We start from the raw sequence: 15398 nt of genomic DNA, 5'->3' as shown, positions 1-15398 counted from the left end.
GGTTTCTAGCGCCTTACTTCAGGTCTTTTAACATCTTCACCACAAACTCCTCTGTTCTGGACAGGTACGGGTTTTCTTTGCGCTTCTTGGCATCGTGCTGGCGCAGGTAGTCAATGAGCTTGTCTTGCTTGAACAGGTTCACAATCTCCGGATGGATGTAGTACTTGCTGCACACCGTGGGCGTGTTGCCCAGTTCATGGGCCACCATCTTGGCCGCCTCCTTCACCGACTTCTCCTTTTCAATAGCCGGGTTCTCGTCCAGTATCTGCTCCAGGCACTCCACCATCATCACCGTGCCGCCCCAGGTCCTGAAATCCTTGGCGGTGAACTCCTCGGGGCTGAGGCTGCGCAGGTACTCGTTCACGTCACCCGACTCAATGGGCTGACGGTTGCCTTCCTCGTCATAGTACTGGAAGAGGTCGTAGCCGGGTATGTCTTGACACTGCTTCACCAAACGAGCCAGGCGCCGGTCTTTGATGCTGATCTCGTGCTTCACCCCTTTCTTGCCCACAAACTCCAGCCGGAGCTGGTCGCCCTCCACTTTCACGTGCCGGTCGCGCAGGGTGGTGAGCCCGTATGATTTGTTCTCCTTGGCGTAGGCCTTGTTCCCTATCCGGATGAAGGAATTGTCCAGGAGCTCCACCACAATGGCCAGGATCTTGCGCTTTTCCAGTTTGCGAAGGCGCAGGTCTTTTTCCACCTGCTTCCTGATGCCGGGCAGCGCTTTCCCGAAGGCCAGCATGCGGCCAAACTTGTTCAGGCTTCTGACCTCTTTCCACTGGGGATGGTACACGTACTGCTTGCGGCCTTTCTCATCTCGGCCGGTGGCCTGTATGTGCCCGTTGGCCGAAGGGCAAATCCAGACCTGGGTCCAGGCCGGCGGAATTACCAGTTTCTTGATGCGCTCCAGGGTTTTCTCATCGGAGAGGGGTTCGCCCTTGGGGGTGAAGTACGTGAACTCTTTGCCCTCCTTCTGCCGGGTAATGCCAGGTTTGGTGTCTGGGAAATAGCGCAGACCGGCCTGTTGGGCAGAGGCGGCAACATCTGCGTATATTGCATGTGGGCTTAACTGGTCTTCCATGCCTGTGGGTGTAAGGATTTTTCTCCTTTAACCCATCTGGAGGAGAAAAGTTGTGGCGCTGTTTTGGGGGCTTTTTGGCCGAAACAGGCCCAAAACGGCCGGCGCCTGTTATGTAAAGCGGCGCAGCAAAGAAGCTTAGGGCTACTTTGGTCCTTTTACCGGAGTTCACGTAGAAGTGGAAACGAAACCAATTAGATGTATGCGCAATAACCTATTGCCCGCCCTTGCCAACAGATGCAAACGGGCGTACCTGCCCCTGCTCTTCTTAGGCGGAAGCCTGCTTGCGGGCTGCTCCAGCGACAAGAACGGGGACCGCGTCCTTTTTTCCATTGAGAACGACCTGCAACTAGGCCAGCAGGTGGCCCAGCAGATGGACTCTACCTACCGGGCCAAGGGCCAGCTGCTGGACCGCAACTCGCCCAATCCCAGAACCCGGGCCGCCTACGCCCACCTTGACCAGGTGGTCAACCGCATCCTGGAGTCTGACCAGGTGAGCTACCGCGAGGAGTTTGCCTGGGACGTGAAGATCATTGACGACCCCAACGTCCAGAATGCCTTTGCCACTCCGGGCGGCCACATCTACGTGTTCACCGGCCTCATCCGGTTCCTGGACTCTGAAGACCAGCTGGCCGGCGTCCTGGGCCACGAGATCGCCCACGCAGACCAGCGTCACTCGGTGAAACAGCTGCAGAAGCAGTACGGCATTTCGTTTATTTCGCGCCTGGTGCTGGGCGAAAGCGCCGGGCAGCTGGAGCGCCTCATTGGCGGCGCGGCCGGGCAGTACCTGGGCCTGAAGTTCAGCCGCGACTACGAGCGCGAGGCCGATGAATACTCCGTGCTGTACCTGGGGGCCACCAACTACTACGCCTGTGACGGGGCCGCCGGCTTCTTCCAGAAAATGCAGACCCTGCAGAACAGCGGCACCATCCCAGAGTTCTTCAGCACGCACCCGGCGCCGGGGAACCGCATTCATGACATTCAGGCGCACGCGCAACAGCGGGGCTGCCAAACCACCTCGGCCTCCAACACCGGCTACCAGGAGTTCAAGCGCAACCTGGGGCTTTAGGCCGTATTTATACCCACTGGGGAATTTCTGCGTATGCAGAGAGAACAACCCACAAGCAGTAACCTGGCATGAGTACCAACTGGAAACAAAACCTGGGCGCCTTTCTGGAGAACGCAGATGACTCTTTTGATCTGTTTATGCAACGGTTCAGGAACCGGTTTGGCCTGTACAAGCCCTTGCAGATTGTGGCGTACCGCAGCTACGGCACCGTGAACCGCCTGTACCTCAAAGGCCGGGTCCTGGCCAACAAAGGCATCACCTCGGCCGCCGACAATGACACGCTGCTCAAGAACCTGCTGAACATGTACCGCCGGTTTGAGAGCGACGAGGTGCGCAACGCCCAGGTGAAGATTGTGTTCCAGGAACAGGAGCACCTGGTCTACACCGACCGGGAAGGCTATTTCGTGATCAACCTGGAGCCCAAGACTCCATTGGTTTTAGACGATATCTGGCACGAGCTGGAGGTGGAACTGGTGCACGCCGATATCTCCTCCTTTGAGCCCGGCGTGAAGACCAAGGCCCACGTGCTGGTGCCGCCGCCCGACGCGGAGTACGGCATCATCTCAGACATTGACGACACCATTGTGCTCACCGCCGCCACTGATCTTATCAAGATGTCGCAGTACACGTTCATGAACAATGCGCGTACCCGGCTGCCGTTTGCGGGGGTATCGGCCTTTTACCGGTCGCTGCAGCTGGGGCGCAACGGCAAGCGCAACAACCCATTCTTCTACGTGAGCAGCAGCCCCTGGAACATGTACGACCTACTGCATGATTTCCTGGACCTGAACGACATTCCGGCCGGCCCGCTCCTGCTCCGGGACTTCGGCATGATGCAGAACAAATTCTTCGGGGCCGACCACATGAGCCATAAGTTCAAGGAAATCCAGAACATTCTGCTCACCTACCCGCACCTCAACTTTGTGCTCATTGGTGACAGCGGACAGCAGGATGCTCCCATTTACCGGGAGGTCATTAAGCAGTTTCCTGGCCGTATCATCTGCGTGTACATCAGGGATGTGGCCTTACCCGAAAGGGCCCTGGTGGTGAACACCATCTCAGAAGAGCTGAAGGGCACCGTGGAGATGCTGCTGGTGAAAGACACCGCCACCGCCGCCAAACACGCCGCCGATACCGGCCTTATCTTCCACGAGGAAGTGGGCAAAGTGGAGGAGCAAAAACAGATTGATCAGAGCGATGCACCGGGCACGGCCACCCAGCAGCGGCCCGCTCCCATCAGCAAAGACACCCGTAAGGTAGAGGGCTGAGCAACACAATCCCTGTTCTTGGCCGGGAAACTGGTAGCTAGGTTCTAAACGCCCTCCTGTTTTAGGCCGGCTTTGGCGAAAATGCAGGTAAAATACGCACTAGCTTAGAACAGCTGGTAACGTCTCTTTGGCGTTAACTCAGTAGCAATTCAACACCCAAGGGAAGAATCCTGCAGGATGAGCAGCAAATGCGTGTTTTCTGGCTGTTTTGAAGAAAACTGGGCTAAAACGCCTTGGCTTCACATAGAGACTACCTTTAACTCCTGTTGCCGTTTTAAGCTACTTTCTGGTAAAACAGCCCTAAAACTCCTTGCCTCAAGATAGAGTCCGTTACTACTCCGTCGGATTTAGGTTGTTAGTACATGATGGCTTTGTACAGGAAGCGCTTGCGGGCAGAGTTGAGCTTTTCATGGCGGTCTACCAGCGTGTACAGGTTATAGTCCTCAAATCCGTTCTTCCAGTAGTCATGCAAACCGTTCCCGTAGGGATTGTGCACGCAGGCGGCCTTGCCGTCTTTGCCCACGTAAATCAGGCCCCAATTGGCGGGCAGTTCCTCTGCTTTGACAAGATCGGTGGGAACGCACAGAAACCTGAAACGGCCCATGCTTTTGTCCGGATTCTGCCAAATCTCCCTGGAAATGGTCTGGTGATAATAGTGCCGGGAAACGTCTACCTTCACTGCTACGCTCTTCCCGAAAGAACCTAACCCAATCACATCGGGGTACTGTTCGTCTGGCTGGTGCTCACTCACAAAATCCCGAAAGGCAATGGGGCAACCCGCTTCTTTCAGAACCCATTTATAAGCTATGTCAACAAGGTCTTTGTGCGTCACGAAGGGTGCTCTTATTTTTACTTCTACAACTCTGAAAGTGAAATAACAGAATTATCTGCAACTTTCTCTATATTTTCTTTCGGGGGCTGGCCAAACGCCATCAGCTGCCTGGGGGCACTGCCTGTCTCTGGCTGATTTCACTGCCTCATCCCTGCCATAATTGGTGTTGCCAGCGCCTCCTCTTTGCGGCTGATGCTAAGCGTTACTTTTTCTCCGCTGCCACTACATGGAAAGCCACATCTTAATGTAGTCTGTGCCCCCCAGGCGGGCCATGTTACGGGCAATGTTCCGCCGCCGCCGCAGGGTGTAGCCCGATGGTTTCGCCGCCGAGTACCGGATAGGATTGGGCAACACCGCCGCCAGCAGGGCCGCCTGCTGCCGGCCCACCTCCTTGGGCGAGCACTTGAAATACAACTGGCTGGCCGCGTGCACCCCAAACACATGGTCGCCCATCTCGGCTATGTTCAGGTATACTTCCATGATGCGCTCCTTGCCCCACAGCAGCTCAATCATGAAGGTGAAGTACATTTCTACCGCCTTGCGCAGGTAGCTGCGCCCGTGCCACAGGAACACGTTTTTGGCAACCTGCTGGCTGATGGTACTGCCGCCCATTGTTTTCTTGCTGGACAGGTTCCGCTGAAAGGCTTGCTTGATGGCCTTGAAGTCAAAGCCGTGGTGCGTGAGGAACAGCTGGTCTTCTGAGGCAATCACCGCCAAGGGCAGCTGCAAAGACATGTCCTCCAGGTCCACAAACTGGTGCCGGATCTCGCTTACCTTCTCCGTCTTGGGCGACGGCTCAGACCGCTTCAGCATCATGTGCAGGGTCACCGGCGGATCAATCCACCGGTAAGTGAGCACCCAGAGTACCGTCACCAGGAACAGCGTGAGGCAAAGTTTGAGGAAAAGCCACCGGGCATCGGCCCAGGTAAAGGAAACGGGAATCTGCTTTTTAGCCATAACTCAGCTCAGCCTGCCAACGCAAAGATTAAGGTACCAAGACAAAAATACAGAATTAGTGGCAAAGGGTAGAAAGGCTTCTTAAATTAGTAGCAATCACCCTTACATCCCTTTGGCCCTATGAGCAGATTCTTGCCCCTCTTTCCGTTGAATATTGTGGTGTTTCCGGGGGAAAAACTGAACCTGCACATCTTTGAGCCCCGCTACCGGCAGCTTATTCTGGAGTGCCAGGCCAAAGACTCCACCTTCGGCATCCCCGTGTACCTGGACAACGGCATTGGTGAGTACGGCACCGAGATCAAGATCCTGAGCCTGGAGAAAAAGTACCTGAGCGGCGAGATGGACATTAAAACCAAAGGGCTGGGCATTTTCAAGATCAAGGAGTTTCACCGGCAGGTACCGGGCCGACTTTACTCGGGCGGCGAGGTGGAGGACCTTGAAACCATTCAGGACGAAGACCCGCTGCAGCGGGTTAAAATAGTGGAATTGCTGCGCCAACTCTACAGCGCCCTGGGCATACAGTCGCTCATGCTGCAGCTCAGGGATGATTTTCAGGCGTATGACGTGGCGCACCACCTGGGCCTCTCTACCCAGCAGGAATATGCCCTGTTACAGTGCGCGCGCGAAAGCGAACGGCTGGAGCTGATTCTGGACCACCTGACCCACATTGTACCGGTGGTGCTGGAAACCGAGCGCCTGAAGGAGCGCGTAAAACTCAACGGCCATTTCAAGCACCTTATTCCCCCTAACTTTTAGCCGGGCTACAGAGTATGAAAGACTGCGGAACCCGCCTACATGAACATGCTCTATAAAATTGCCTTATTTCTATTTGTTGCCTTTTGTGCCTGGCTCCTGCGGGCGTATCTGCGCGAGCGCAAATACCGGAAAAAACCATTTTACAACCTGGCGGAGATTGGCTGGCGCACCCAGCAGCCCCCCGCCCCTGAGCAAAGGGTGCATTCCATGGCCCTGGTAGGCGATTTCGGGAATAACGGCAGTCTGGAGGAAGACCTGGTGGCGCAAGCCATCCAACATTGGCTGCAGGAGGCCGGCCCCAAAAGCTCTATTGTATTTTTAGGCGACAACATCTACCCCACCGGGCTGCCCCCCGTGAACAGCTACCGGTATGAGCAGGCGGTACAGAAGCTGGAGAACCAGTTGGGCCTCTTCAAGAATTACGGCGGAAAAGTCATTTACCTGAGCGGCAACCATGACTGGAACAAAGGCCGCAGCGACGGCTACCAATACGTGCTCAGGCAAGAACAATACGTGGTGGAGAAGCTGAAAGACGAACAAGCCTACCTGCCCCGGGGCGGCTGCCTGGGCCCGGTCACCTGGGAGATCAACGAGCAGCTCTTGCTCATTGTCATCAACTCGCAATGGTGGGTGCAACTGGGCTACAAACCCCTGGAGAGCTCCCCCGGCGAAGCGTACCGGATTCCCAGAGACTTCTTCCCGGCCCTGGAGAACCTCATCCGGCAGAACCAGCACCGGTTTATTGTCATTGCGGGCCACCACCCATTGTACAGCAATGCCCTGCACGGCGGCAACTTTACCGTAAAGCAGCACCTTTTTCCGCTTACGTTTATCAACAAAAGGGCCCTCATTCCGCTTCCTTTGGCCGGCACCATGTACCGGGTGTACCGCAAATACATTGGCGCCCATGAAGACATGTCGTACCCGCCGTTCCGAAAGTTCAGGAAGCGCATGCTGCGGATCTTGCACCAGTACCAATCTATTTTCTACGTGGCGGGCCATGACCACAACCTGCAGTACTTTGAGGTAAAGGGCAACCATTATGCCGTGAGCGGCTCGGCGAGCAAGACCAACTTTGTGGCCAAGGGCGGCCGGGCCTCGTTCACCCATGAGAGCAAGGGCTTCATGGTGCTGGACCAGTACGCAGACGGCACCATCTGGCTGCGCGTTATTGAGCCGGCCACTACTTCGGGCGAGGCCCCGCTGGTGGCTTTCCAGAAGTGCATTTACCAGGGGCAGCCGCTCGCCTCCCCTACTCCTTCGGCAGCACCACCCGCAGGCTCCGGGGCTGCACGGTAAAGGTCACTTCCTGTCCCAGGTCTTCGGGTTCGCCGTCAATTTGGGCCACCTCCTGGGCGTGGTTGATGATGGTGGCCTCCCGGCAGCTGAACCGGTGCGTGTACACAGAGCCATCAATGGTGTCGGTGTACAGGCGGTACAGAATGCCCAGGCTGGAGGCTTTGGGGAAAGGCTCCAGGATGCAGATCTCAAAGCTGCCGTCGTTGATCACGCCCGTAGGGTTAATGGTGGCATTGCTGCCGAAGGCTTTGGCATTGGTGATGGTGATCATGAAGGCCTTACCGTCAAAAATGGTTTTTCCGTTGGTGATAATGGTGTAGTGCTTGGGTTCGTAGCCCATGAACTCCTGCATGGCAATCCAGGCGTACGCGCCGGGTCCCCGGGTTTCGCCGTTGCAGAAGCGTTTTACCACCAGGGCGTTAAAGCCCATGTCGCAGAGATGGATGGAGAGCAGACCGTTGACGTCCAGGGTGTCGATGGGCATGATCTTGTGTTCCTTGAGCAGGTGCAGGGCCGCCTCAAAATCCTGCGGAATGCCGATGTCTTTGGAAAGCCCGTTCCCCGAACCCAGCGGGATAATGGCCAGCGCGGTATTGGTCTTGATGATGGACTTGGCCACCAGACTCACGGTTCCGTCCCCGCCCACGGCGCACACCACCTGGGGTTCGCAGGAAGCGATCTTCGCCTTGAGCTTTTCCTCGTCTTTTTCGCCGGTGGTGTTGAACACCTCCTGCGCAATGCCCTCCTGCTGGCAAAACGATTTGATGTGCTCTACCAACTTGCCCTTCTCAATGTCGCCCGAGATAGGATTGATGACAAACAGAACTTTGGTCATGATCAACTCTTTGTTTTTCAGTCTTCCAGATCTGTTTTAGGCCTGTTTTCATGAATTCAGGTCTAAAACAGGTGGCCGGCCCGGCAATAAGTTTCTGGTCGCCCTGCCCTTGCAAAAGGTAGTTGCGTTCTCTTTCAGGGCCCCTGCCCTAACCGCCTCCGGTAGCGGCAGCTTCAACATCAGGTTTTGCAATTTTCAAAGCCCCGGTACAACCGGGTCAGCGGCTGAATGAAAACGAAGCCACGGCAACGTTCATAGAAGAACGTGGCAGAGAGGACATGGTTGCGTGAATTACGGAGTTACCGCCCAAGGTTCTTTCCTGATATAGCCCGTTTACTATATCATTTTTGATTGCACATACGTAAGAAGCCCTAGAAGGCACTTGGCCTTTTTCACTAACCTAAGACAAACGAAATGAACCTGAAGAGAACTTTCGGCGCCATCCTCACAACCCTAGGGATTGTGGGCGTCATTTGGGGAGCCTACGCCTTCTTAGCCGGTGGCGGCTCAGTGGGGAATGTATCGGTAGGCCAGATTTCATCGGCAGTGCCTTTTGTGGTGGGCCTTATCTTTTTGTTCACCGGCATTAGCCTGGTGAAGGCCACCAAAGACACCGCTTGAGTGTGGACCCTTTAGAAAAACGGAAGAAGCCGATCTGTGGGGATCGGCTTCTTCCGTTTATGGGGTATTTCTGTGAAATTACTTGCTTAACAGCTTTGCCTGCTTGGCCAGGATCTCCTCTTCAAAGTTCTTGATGGCGTTGTCGGCATCCAGGTAAACCGAGGTGTAGGCCGGCGACTGCGCATCAATGTACATCAGGGTGCCGCCTTTGATGAGCTGTACCACCTTAGAGTTGATCTCCTTGGGCAGAGCCGGGCAGCCGTGGCTGCGACCCAATCTGCCGTGTTTCTTAATGAAGGCATCGCTCACGTAATCGGCGCCGTGCACCACCACCGCTCTGCTCTTGGCATTGGAGTTGAAGCCCCGGTCTAACCCGCTCAGCTTCAACGACAAGCCGTGCTTGCCAGTGTAGGTGTTCTCTGTAAGGTAAAACCCAAGGCTGCTCATGTGCGAGTTGACCGTGTTGGAGAACTTCACCGCCTTGTCAAAGCCAGAGCCCTCGCCGTGGGCAACCAGGGAGTGGTACAGCACTTTCTTCTGGTCCATGTCTACCACCCAGAACCGCTTCTCCTTGCTTGATTTGCCAAAATCAATGATGGTGAGCAGGCTCTTGTTCTTGTTTAATCTATTCTTTTCTTTCAGGTTGAAATAACCTGTTGCTGCTCTTCTGAAAACATCAAAGCTCAAGCCTGCCTTCTTTAAGTCTGCTTCGTCATACAGATTATCAAGGTAGTCCTCAAAAGAATCTCTACTAGAAATCACCTCGGTAGTGGAGGAGGAAACAGGCTCATCATTCCCCTGGGAAGTAGCGTTCATAACCGGGAAACCGAAAGACAATAATGCTATGAAGGAGAAAGACAAAAATTTTCTATTCATTTCTTATTTCTTTACTAGTGTCAGTATAGTAACTCAATTCCTTTCTACTTTTGTTCCTTTAGGGTGAAGGATTACCCCCAAATTAAGCTAAAAATGCTTAAAACCAGGGGATTGATGCTTAAAAAAATTTACATGTACCTACATTTTAACCCAATGCGTAACAAAGTTCTCAAGAAGTGGGCGGTTTCATTGCTAAGTTTCACATTGCTGGTGGGCGCGGGGGCCTGCTCCTCCGGTCCAGAGCTGAACTTTGACTCCCAGACCTGGAAATCTGACCTGCAAGGCTGCAAAGGAGCCCGCCAGACCCTTCTTCCCCAGTTAGAGGACATACGGCTGCAGCTGTTGGGCTTACATGAGCGGGATATCAGGAAACTGTTTGGCAAACCCGATGCCGAGGAACTGCTGCAGCGCAGCAACAAAATCTACATTTATTACATTGCCCCAGGCCCCGAGTGTGCACCGGCGCAACCCCAGGCAGGCACCAAGCAAGCCCTCACGGTGCGCCTGGACGCGCTGGGCAACATCCGAGAGGCGGCCATCTTAACCGAGTAATCAGCCTGCCCTAAAAAGAAGAAAGCCATTCTCCATTACAGAGAACGGCTTTCTGGGCAAGCGTCAAACCTTAGTTCTTGACTTTCTTTTTAGTAGTCTCCGTTTTAATCTTCACCTTGTCATCTTCTACTTTAGACTTGCCCTGGGGCGTGATGATTTTGGTTTCGTTAGGCGTTGACTTGTATTTGACAGACTCAGTCTTCAGTTTCTCTGAGTCTTTTTTAACTTTCATTTCTCCGCTGGAAGTCTCGGCTTTGAACTTGTTGTCTTCCATCTTCACTTTAGTGTCGCCGCTCTCCACTTTCACCTTGTCGTCTTTGATCTTGACATCAGCGTCAGTGGCGGAACCAGCGGCCTGGTTGGTGCTGGTGGCATCAGTGGTAGTGGTGGTGCTCCCCATGGAGGAATCGGTGCCGGTTGTGTTCATGCCATTGCCGGGGGCAGTGGCTTCCTGGGCGCGGCCATCCATTTCCAGGTAAGCGGTAAACTGCTCAGGGTTTAAGATCTGGGCAAATTCCTGGTCTAGCTGCGCGTTCACTTCTTTGATCTTGGCATCACGCATCTGCGCATCATTGGCGTACATTCTTTCAATCTCGCTGAACCGGTCAAACCTGGCTTGGTTCAGGGCTTTGATTTTGATGTACTGCCCCTCGTTTAGTTCCAGCTCATTGTACATTTGGCGGCTCATTTCCTGAGCGCTCATAGACAACACCGCACGGGTGGTGGCAGCCGTTCCGGCCAAATTAGTCTGAGCCTGGGCTGTGAACACAGCTCCAACAAATAATGCAGAGAGGAAAAATTTTTTCATAATGGTTTTGACGCTTTAGGTAGAGTGATATTTCTGTTTCAGTTTGTTTTATATGTCCTTTAACGAAGGCGACAAAACCATGGTTATAGGAAATTTAATATTTTATTATTGCACTCAAGTAATACTCCTAAATTGAATTCACATTTCAAGAAACTCTGGTTCTTTTATTAAAACATAGAACATTATTAATATTATATACCTTTAAACAAGGCGAATCGCCCGGTTTGTTGCCGCTGCCCTACCAAGCAGGCAAAAAGAAATTGTTTTTAATATATATCAACCTTCTTATAATTCGGCTTGTAAATACCCTTTCAACACTACCATAGTGCTATTTACGCTTCTCCTACCCTCTCCCTTTTGGCGCAAAAAAAGACCCGGCTATAGGTAGCCGGGTCTTAGCATTGTTAAGGGAAGGGCACTTCTCAGTCGGTGGTCATTTTGTGGTCTGGGCGCTTGAAGTACTGCATGGCCAGGTACGCGATAAAGGGCCCCAGCACTACCCCGAAGATGATCCAGGTGGTGGCTACTATCCAGATGGCCGGCTCATCGCCGTAAGACTCATCAACGGCGTACGGGTAAGAGTAAGCCATGTTAAAGAGGTAGTCTCCCAGCACCTGGGCAATGGTATACACCACCGCCGATACCAGACCCACCATAAAGCCGACCCCAATCCCTTCCAGGTAATTGATGTAGCCGTTTTTAAGGGCTTTATGGCGTTTTATGGCTAAACAAACCCCCACCACCAAGATAACACCGGTTAAAAAGTGGAGCGAGGTCACATCTGAGAGCCCCGTTAATATAAGTAAAAGGTGATACGCTATTGCTGCAATACCCGTCATCAACCCAATGTAGGTACCTGTTTTCTGTACCGTTATCCTGCGTTGTTCCATGTTTTGTTTGGTTTCGTTTTAGATTAATTTCCAGAAGACTGCTCCTGCAATCCCGTTTTTCGCATTGTAGATATTGATTATTATATACTTGATTCGGGCGGGAGGTGTTGTCCTATTCCCACTTTTTTTACCCTTCCGGCCTTGGCCTGAATACTCCCGGGCCTGGCTTGTTTTGCTGAACTAGTTTAACCCTTTGATTGTCTGTATAGTGAGTATACCAGCCCGGAAACCTGAAAAACAGCCGCAATACGGGGCTTTTCAGTTCTTTTGGTAACTTCGCCCTTAGAAACTCTATACTATATATATCAGAGCAGCATGATCAGTACCAGCAACGTTAGCCTTGGCTACGGCAAACGCACCCTTTTTGAAGACGTTACCATTAAGTTTTCCCCCGGCAACTGTTACGGCCTTATTGGCGCCAACGGGGCGGGCAAGTCAACTTTCCTGAAGATATTGTCCGGTGAGATTGACCCCAACACCGGCACGGTGGACATTCCGGCCAAAATGCGTCTGGCGGTCCTCAAGCAGAACCACTATGAGTATGATGAGTTTCCGGTGCTCCAGACGGTGATTATGGGCCACAAGCGCCTGTGGGACATCATGAACGAGAAAGACGCCATCTACGCCAAGGAAGACTTCACCGAGGAAGACGGCATGCGCGCCTCTGAACTGGAGGCCGAGTTTGCCGACATGGAAGGCTGGAACGCCGAGTACGAGGCGGGCGAGCTCCTGAGCGGTCTGGGCATTCAGCCGGACCTGCACTACACCCTCATGAAAGACCTGGGCGGTAACGAGAAAATCCGGGTCCTGTTGGCGCAGGCCCTGTTTGGCAACCCAGACATTCTGTTGCTGGATGAGCCTACCAACCACCTGGACGCCGAATCCATCATGTGGCTGGAGAACTTCCTGGACAACTTCCAGAATACCGTGATTGTGGTAAGCCACGACCGCCACTTCCTGGATGCCGTGTGTACGCACATCGCCGACATTGACTTTGGCAAGATTCAGCTGTACGCCGGTAACTACTCGTTCTGGTACGAGTCCAGCCAACTGGCCCTGAAACAGCGCACCGACGCCAACAAGAAAACCGAGGACAAGCGCAAGGAGCTGCAGTCGTTTATTGCCCGTTTCAGCGCAAACGCCTCTAAATCAAAGCAGGCTACCTCGCGGGCTAAATTGCTGGAGAAACTTACCCTGGAAGACATCAAGCCCTCTAGCCGCCGCTACCCGTACATTCAGTTCAAACAAGAGCGAGAAGCCGGTAACCAGCTGCTGCAGGTAGACGAGCTCACCGCCCGCAGCGAAGACGGCCTCCTGTTCAAGGATGTCACCTTCACCGTTGACAAGAAAGACAAAATTGCCGTGATCAGTCGCAATGACCTGGCGGCCACCACCTTCTTCAAGATCATCATGGGCGAGCAAGCCCCCGAGAAAGGAGAATACAAGTGGGGCACCACCATCAGCACGGCGTATTTCCCTAAGGACAACAACGAGTTCTTCCAAACTGACCTGAACCTGGTAGACTGGCTGCGCCAGTTCTCGGTGGAGAAAGACGAGAGCTTTATCCGGGGTTTCCTGGGCCGCATGCTGTTCTCCGGTGAAGAGTCGCTGAAGAAAGCCAGTGTGTTGTCTGGAGGGGAGAAAGTGCGCTGCATGCTGTCGCGCATGATGCTGCAGAGCGGCAACATGCTGGTGCTGGATGAGCCCACAAACCACCTGGACCTGGAATCCATCACGGCCCTCAACAACGGCCTCAAAGAATACCAGGGCTCCCTCCTGTTCAGCTCGCATGACTTGCAGTTCGTAGACACCATCGCCAACCGCATCATTGAACTTACACCCAAAGGCATCATTGACAAGCGCATGAGCTATGATGAATACCTCACCAACGAGGACATCAAAGCGCTCAGGGCCCAGATGTACGGCGTAAGCACCCTGGTGTAACCGGCGGCCGTTTTACCGCGGTTTTTCAAGAAACACCCCTAAAACAGAAAGGGCGCCCTGCGGGGCGCCCTTTCTGTTTTTCAACAATTCAGTTTTGCCGGGAGATCATCCCCGGATCAATCTTAGCAACACGGCGATGATGGCGATGACCAGCAAGACGTGGATGACGCCACCCACGGTATCCCCGAATCCTAAGAACCCGATGAGCCACAAAATCACAAGCACCACCGCAATGATGTACAGTAAGTTTCCCATATTTTGTTCACTTGTCTATCAGTAGATGCGTTGAGTTGCTACCGGCTGGCTTATGCCCTCCTGATCAGGCGCAGCAACACGGCGATGATGGCAATAACCAGCAAGACGTGGATAATGCCCCCTACTTGGTCACCGAAGCCCAGGAACCCGATCAGCCAGATGATTACCAGCACTACCGCGATGATATACAATAGATTTCCCATAGTTTTAGTTGTGTTTGGTTAGGTTTTGTTCATTTGTTTAGAACCACCCAGGTAGCCCTGTTAGTGATTTTTCTGCTTTTACGCAAGAATATTTTAAAAGATTTATATAGGCATACAAAATATAGCAAGTAGTTCGTTTAGTGGCGCTTTCGTTTGCGCAGCCCGTTAAAGGGCCTTGCGCACCTGCCAAAATATGATAGCTTTGCGCCCTGGTCTTACTAACTAACGCTTATTCTATGAACATAGCCGTAATTGGATCTGGCACCATGGGCAACGGCATTGCCCACGTCTTTGCGCAGAATGGTTTCTCTGTTTCGTTGATTGATATTTCGCAGGACTCGCTCACCCGGGCGCTGGGCACCATTGCCAAGAACCTGGACCGCATGGTGGCCAAAGGCACCGTAACCGAGGAGCAAAAGCAGGAAACCCTGCAGCGCATCTCTACGCACACCAACCTGCAGCAAGGTGTGCGCGAAGCAGACCTGGTGGTAGAGGCGGCTACGGAGAACGTGGACATCAAGCTAGACCTGTTCCGGCAACTGGACGCCTCTACCAAGCCCGGGTGCATCCTGGCCAGCAACACCTCCTCCATCTCCATCACCAAGATCGCCTCGGTGACCCAGCGCCCCGACAAGGTGATTGGCATGCACTTCATGAATCCGGTGCCCGTGATGAAACTGGTGGAGGTGATCAGGGGCTATTCCACCAGCGACGAGGTGACCACCCAGATCCTGGACCTTTCCCGGCAATTAGGCAAAATTCCCGCCGAGGCGAACGATTACCCCGGCTTCGTGGCCAACCGCATCCTGATGCCCATGATCAACGAGGCCATTTTCTCCTTGTTTGAAGGCGTGGCCGGCGTGGAGGAAATTGACACCATCATGAAGCTGGGCATGGCGCATCCCATGGGTCCCCTGCAACTCGCCGACTTTATTGGTCTGGACGTGTGCCTCTCCATCCTGCGGGTGCTGCACGATGGTTTCGGCAATCCAAAGTACGCGCCGTGCCCCTTGCTGGTGAACATGGTACAGGCGGGCCACAAAGGCGTGAAATCGGGTCAGGGCTTCTACAGCTACAACCACGGCACCAAAGACCTGGTAGTAGCCGATACCTTTAAAAAGCGCCAAGCACTTTAGGTTTGAAGCTGATTCTAGA

Annotated in this window: 17 protein-coding genes; 8 read left to right on the top strand and 9 right to left on the bottom strand. The window is 53.5% G+C overall.

What is annotated here, in order from left to right; translation table 11 throughout:
* Positions 1-13: 13 nt before the first annotated feature.
* Positions 14-1081, bottom strand: coding sequence for a DNA topoisomerase IB (locus JT718_RS19880; protein WP_205504553.1), 1068 nt, complete (start codon positions 1079-1081; stop codon positions 14-16).
* A 199-nt stretch (positions 1082-1280) separates the two neighbouring features.
* On the opposite strand from JT718_RS19880, the gene JT718_RS19875 reads away from it, so the two are divergent.
* Positions 1281-2147, top strand: a complete 867-nt coding sequence (locus JT718_RS19875) for a M48 family metalloprotease (protein WP_205504552.1) — start codon at positions 1281-1283, stop codon at positions 2145-2147.
* 68 nt (positions 2148-2215) lie between these two features.
* Positions 2216-3415 carry an App1 family protein phosphatidate phosphatase gene (locus tag JT718_RS19870; RefSeq protein ID WP_205504551.1) on the top strand — a complete coding sequence of 400 codons (1200 nt, stop codon included), beginning with the start codon at positions 2216-2218 and terminating at the stop codon, positions 3413-3415.
* 355 nt (positions 3416-3770) lie between these two features.
* Here JT718_RS19870 and JT718_RS19865 read toward each other — a convergent pair whose 3' ends face one another.
* On the bottom strand, positions 3771-4247 hold the full coding sequence (locus tag JT718_RS19865) for a hypothetical protein (protein WP_205504550.1): 477 nt from the start codon (positions 4245-4247) through the stop codon (positions 3771-3773).
* 222 nt (positions 4248-4469) lie between these two features.
* Positions 4470-5204: a monofunctional biosynthetic peptidoglycan transglycosylase gene (gene mtgA / locus JT718_RS19860; RefSeq protein ID WP_205504549.1), complete on the bottom strand. Its 735-nt coding sequence runs from the start codon at positions 5202-5204 to the stop codon at positions 4470-4472.
* A gap of 120 nt (positions 5205-5324) precedes the next feature.
* Between mtgA and JT718_RS19855 the strand changes: the two genes are divergently transcribed.
* Both JT718_RS19855 and JT718_RS19850 read left to right on the top strand, forming a co-directional pair.
* Positions 5325-5960: an LON peptidase substrate-binding domain-containing protein gene (locus tag JT718_RS19855; RefSeq protein ID WP_205504548.1), complete on the top strand. Its 636-nt coding sequence runs from the start codon at positions 5325-5327 to the stop codon at positions 5958-5960.
* 45 nt (positions 5961-6005) lie between these two features.
* A complete protein-coding gene (locus JT718_RS19850; protein ID WP_205504547.1) occupies positions 6006-7259 on the top strand; it encodes a metallophosphoesterase in 1254 nt (417 codons plus the stop codon).
* Here JT718_RS19850 and JT718_RS19845 read toward each other — a convergent pair.
* Positions 7213-8094, bottom strand: a complete 882-nt coding sequence (locus JT718_RS19845; protein ID WP_205504546.1) for a diacylglycerol/lipid kinase family protein — start codon at positions 8092-8094, stop codon at positions 7213-7215. The two genes, JT718_RS19850 and JT718_RS19845, sit on opposite strands and share 47 nt — an antisense overlap.
* A gap of 414 nt (positions 8095-8508) precedes the next feature.
* Here JT718_RS19845 and JT718_RS19840 point away from each other — a divergent pair, with 414 nt between their 5' ends.
* Complete coding sequence (locus JT718_RS19840) at positions 8509-8715, top strand: hypothetical protein (protein WP_205504545.1); 207 nt, start codon at positions 8509-8511, stop codon at positions 8713-8715.
* 78 nt (positions 8716-8793) lie between these two features.
* Here JT718_RS19840 and JT718_RS19835 read toward each other — a convergent pair whose 3' ends face one another.
* Positions 8794-9591: a murein L,D-transpeptidase catalytic domain family protein gene (locus JT718_RS19835; RefSeq protein ID WP_205504544.1), complete on the bottom strand. Its 798-nt coding sequence runs from the start codon at positions 9589-9591 to the stop codon at positions 8794-8796.
* A 153-nt stretch (positions 9592-9744) separates the two neighbouring features.
* Between JT718_RS19835 and JT718_RS19830 the strand changes: the two genes are divergently transcribed.
* Complete coding sequence (locus JT718_RS19830; RefSeq protein WP_205504543.1) at positions 9745-10143, top strand: hypothetical protein; 399 nt, start codon at positions 9745-9747, stop codon at positions 10141-10143.
* A gap of 70 nt (positions 10144-10213) precedes the next feature.
* Here JT718_RS19830 and JT718_RS19825 read toward each other — a convergent pair whose 3' ends face one another.
* On the bottom strand, positions 10214-10951 hold the full coding sequence (locus JT718_RS19825) for a DUF4890 domain-containing protein (RefSeq protein ID WP_205504542.1): 738 nt from the start codon (positions 10949-10951) through the stop codon (positions 10214-10216).
* Between the two features lie 422 nt (positions 10952-11373).
* Complete coding sequence (locus JT718_RS19820) at positions 11374-11841, bottom strand: DUF4199 domain-containing protein (protein ID WP_205504541.1); 468 nt, start codon at positions 11839-11841, stop codon at positions 11374-11376.
* 315 nt (positions 11842-12156) lie between these two features.
* Here JT718_RS19820 and JT718_RS19815 point away from each other — a divergent pair, with 315 nt between their 5' ends.
* Positions 12157-13785 carry an ABC-F family ATP-binding cassette domain-containing protein gene (locus tag JT718_RS19815; protein ID WP_205504540.1) on the top strand — a complete coding sequence of 543 codons (1629 nt, stop codon included), beginning with the start codon at positions 12157-12159 and terminating at the stop codon, positions 13783-13785.
* Between the two features lie 105 nt (positions 13786-13890).
* On the opposite strand, the gene JT718_RS19810 is transcribed toward JT718_RS19815, so the two are convergent.
* Together JT718_RS19810 and JT718_RS19805 are read right to left on the bottom strand one after the other, a co-directional pair.
* Complete coding sequence (locus JT718_RS19810; RefSeq protein WP_205504539.1) at positions 13891-14040, bottom strand: lmo0937 family membrane protein; 150 nt, start codon at positions 14038-14040, stop codon at positions 13891-13893.
* Between the two features lie 50 nt (positions 14041-14090).
* Positions 14091-14243, bottom strand: a complete 153-nt coding sequence (locus tag JT718_RS19805; RefSeq protein WP_205504538.1) for a lmo0937 family membrane protein — start codon at positions 14241-14243, stop codon at positions 14091-14093.
* Between the two features lie 236 nt (positions 14244-14479).
* Between JT718_RS19805 and JT718_RS19800 the strand changes: the two genes are divergently transcribed.
* On the top strand, positions 14480-15379 hold the full coding sequence (locus JT718_RS19800) for a 3-hydroxyacyl-CoA dehydrogenase family protein (RefSeq protein WP_205504537.1): 900 nt from the start codon (positions 14480-14482) through the stop codon (positions 15377-15379).
* Positions 15380-15398: the final 19 nt, after the last annotated feature.

This window comes from Rufibacter psychrotolerans (assembly GCF_016924645.1).
GTDB classification, from domain to species: Bacteria; Bacteroidota; Bacteroidia; order Cytophagales; family Hymenobacteraceae; genus Nibribacter; species Nibribacter psychrotolerans.
The sequence above is the reverse complement of the archived record's forward strand: the minus strand, read 5'-3'. Positions and strand labels throughout refer to the sequence as shown.

What these genes read in the sequence shown, in the direction of transcription:
- JT718_RS19880 (WP_205504553.1), bottom strand. Translation starts at nt 1,081, where the DNA reads ATGGAAGACCAGTTAAGCCCACATGCAATATACGCAGATGTTGCCGCC.
- JT718_RS19875 (WP_205504552.1), top strand. Translation starts at nt 1,281, where the DNA reads ATGCGCAATAACCTATTGCCCGCCCTTGCCAACAGATGCAAACGGGCG.
- JT718_RS19870 (WP_205504551.1), top strand. Translation starts at nt 2,216, where the DNA reads ATGAGTACCAACTGGAAACAAAACCTGGGCGCCTTTCTGGAGAACGCA.
- mtgA (WP_205504549.1), bottom strand. Translation starts at nt 5,204, where the DNA reads ATGGCTAAAAAGCAGATTCCCGTTTCCTTTACCTGGGCCGATGCCCGG.
- JT718_RS19855 (WP_205504548.1), top strand. Translation starts at nt 5,325, where the DNA reads ATGAGCAGATTCTTGCCCCTCTTTCCGTTGAATATTGTGGTGTTTCCG.
- JT718_RS19850 (WP_205504547.1), top strand. Translation starts at nt 6,006, where the DNA reads ATGCTCTATAAAATTGCCTTATTTCTATTTGTTGCCTTTTGTGCCTGG.
- JT718_RS19845 (WP_205504546.1), bottom strand. Translation starts at nt 8,094, where the DNA reads ATGACCAAAGTTCTGTTTGTCATCAATCCTATCTCGGGCGACATTGAG.
- JT718_RS19840 (WP_205504545.1), top strand. Translation starts at nt 8,509, where the DNA reads ATGAACCTGAAGAGAACTTTCGGCGCCATCCTCACAACCCTAGGGATT.
- JT718_RS19835 (WP_205504544.1), bottom strand. Translation starts at nt 9,591, where the DNA reads ATGAATAGAAAATTTTTGTCTTTCTCCTTCATAGCATTATTGTCTTTC.
- JT718_RS19830 (WP_205504543.1), top strand. Translation starts at nt 9,745, where the DNA reads ATGCGTAACAAAGTTCTCAAGAAGTGGGCGGTTTCATTGCTAAGTTTC.
- JT718_RS19825 (WP_205504542.1), bottom strand. Translation starts at nt 10,951, where the DNA reads ATGAAAAAATTTTTCCTCTCTGCATTATTTGTTGGAGCTGTGTTCACA.
- JT718_RS19820 (WP_205504541.1), bottom strand. Translation starts at nt 11,841, where the DNA reads ATGGAACAACGCAGGATAACGGTACAGAAAACAGGTACCTACATTGGG.
- JT718_RS19815 (WP_205504540.1), top strand. Translation starts at nt 12,157, where the DNA reads ATGATCAGTACCAGCAACGTTAGCCTTGGCTACGGCAAACGCACCCTT.
- JT718_RS19810 (WP_205504539.1), bottom strand. Translation starts at nt 14,040, where the DNA reads ATGGGAAACTTACTGTACATCATTGCGGTGGTGCTTGTGATTTTGTGG.
- JT718_RS19805 (WP_205504538.1), bottom strand. Translation starts at nt 14,243, where the DNA reads ATGGGAAATCTATTGTATATCATCGCGGTAGTGCTGGTAATCATCTGG.
- JT718_RS19800 (WP_205504537.1), top strand. Translation starts at nt 14,480, where the DNA reads ATGAACATAGCCGTAATTGGATCTGGCACCATGGGCAACGGCATTGCC.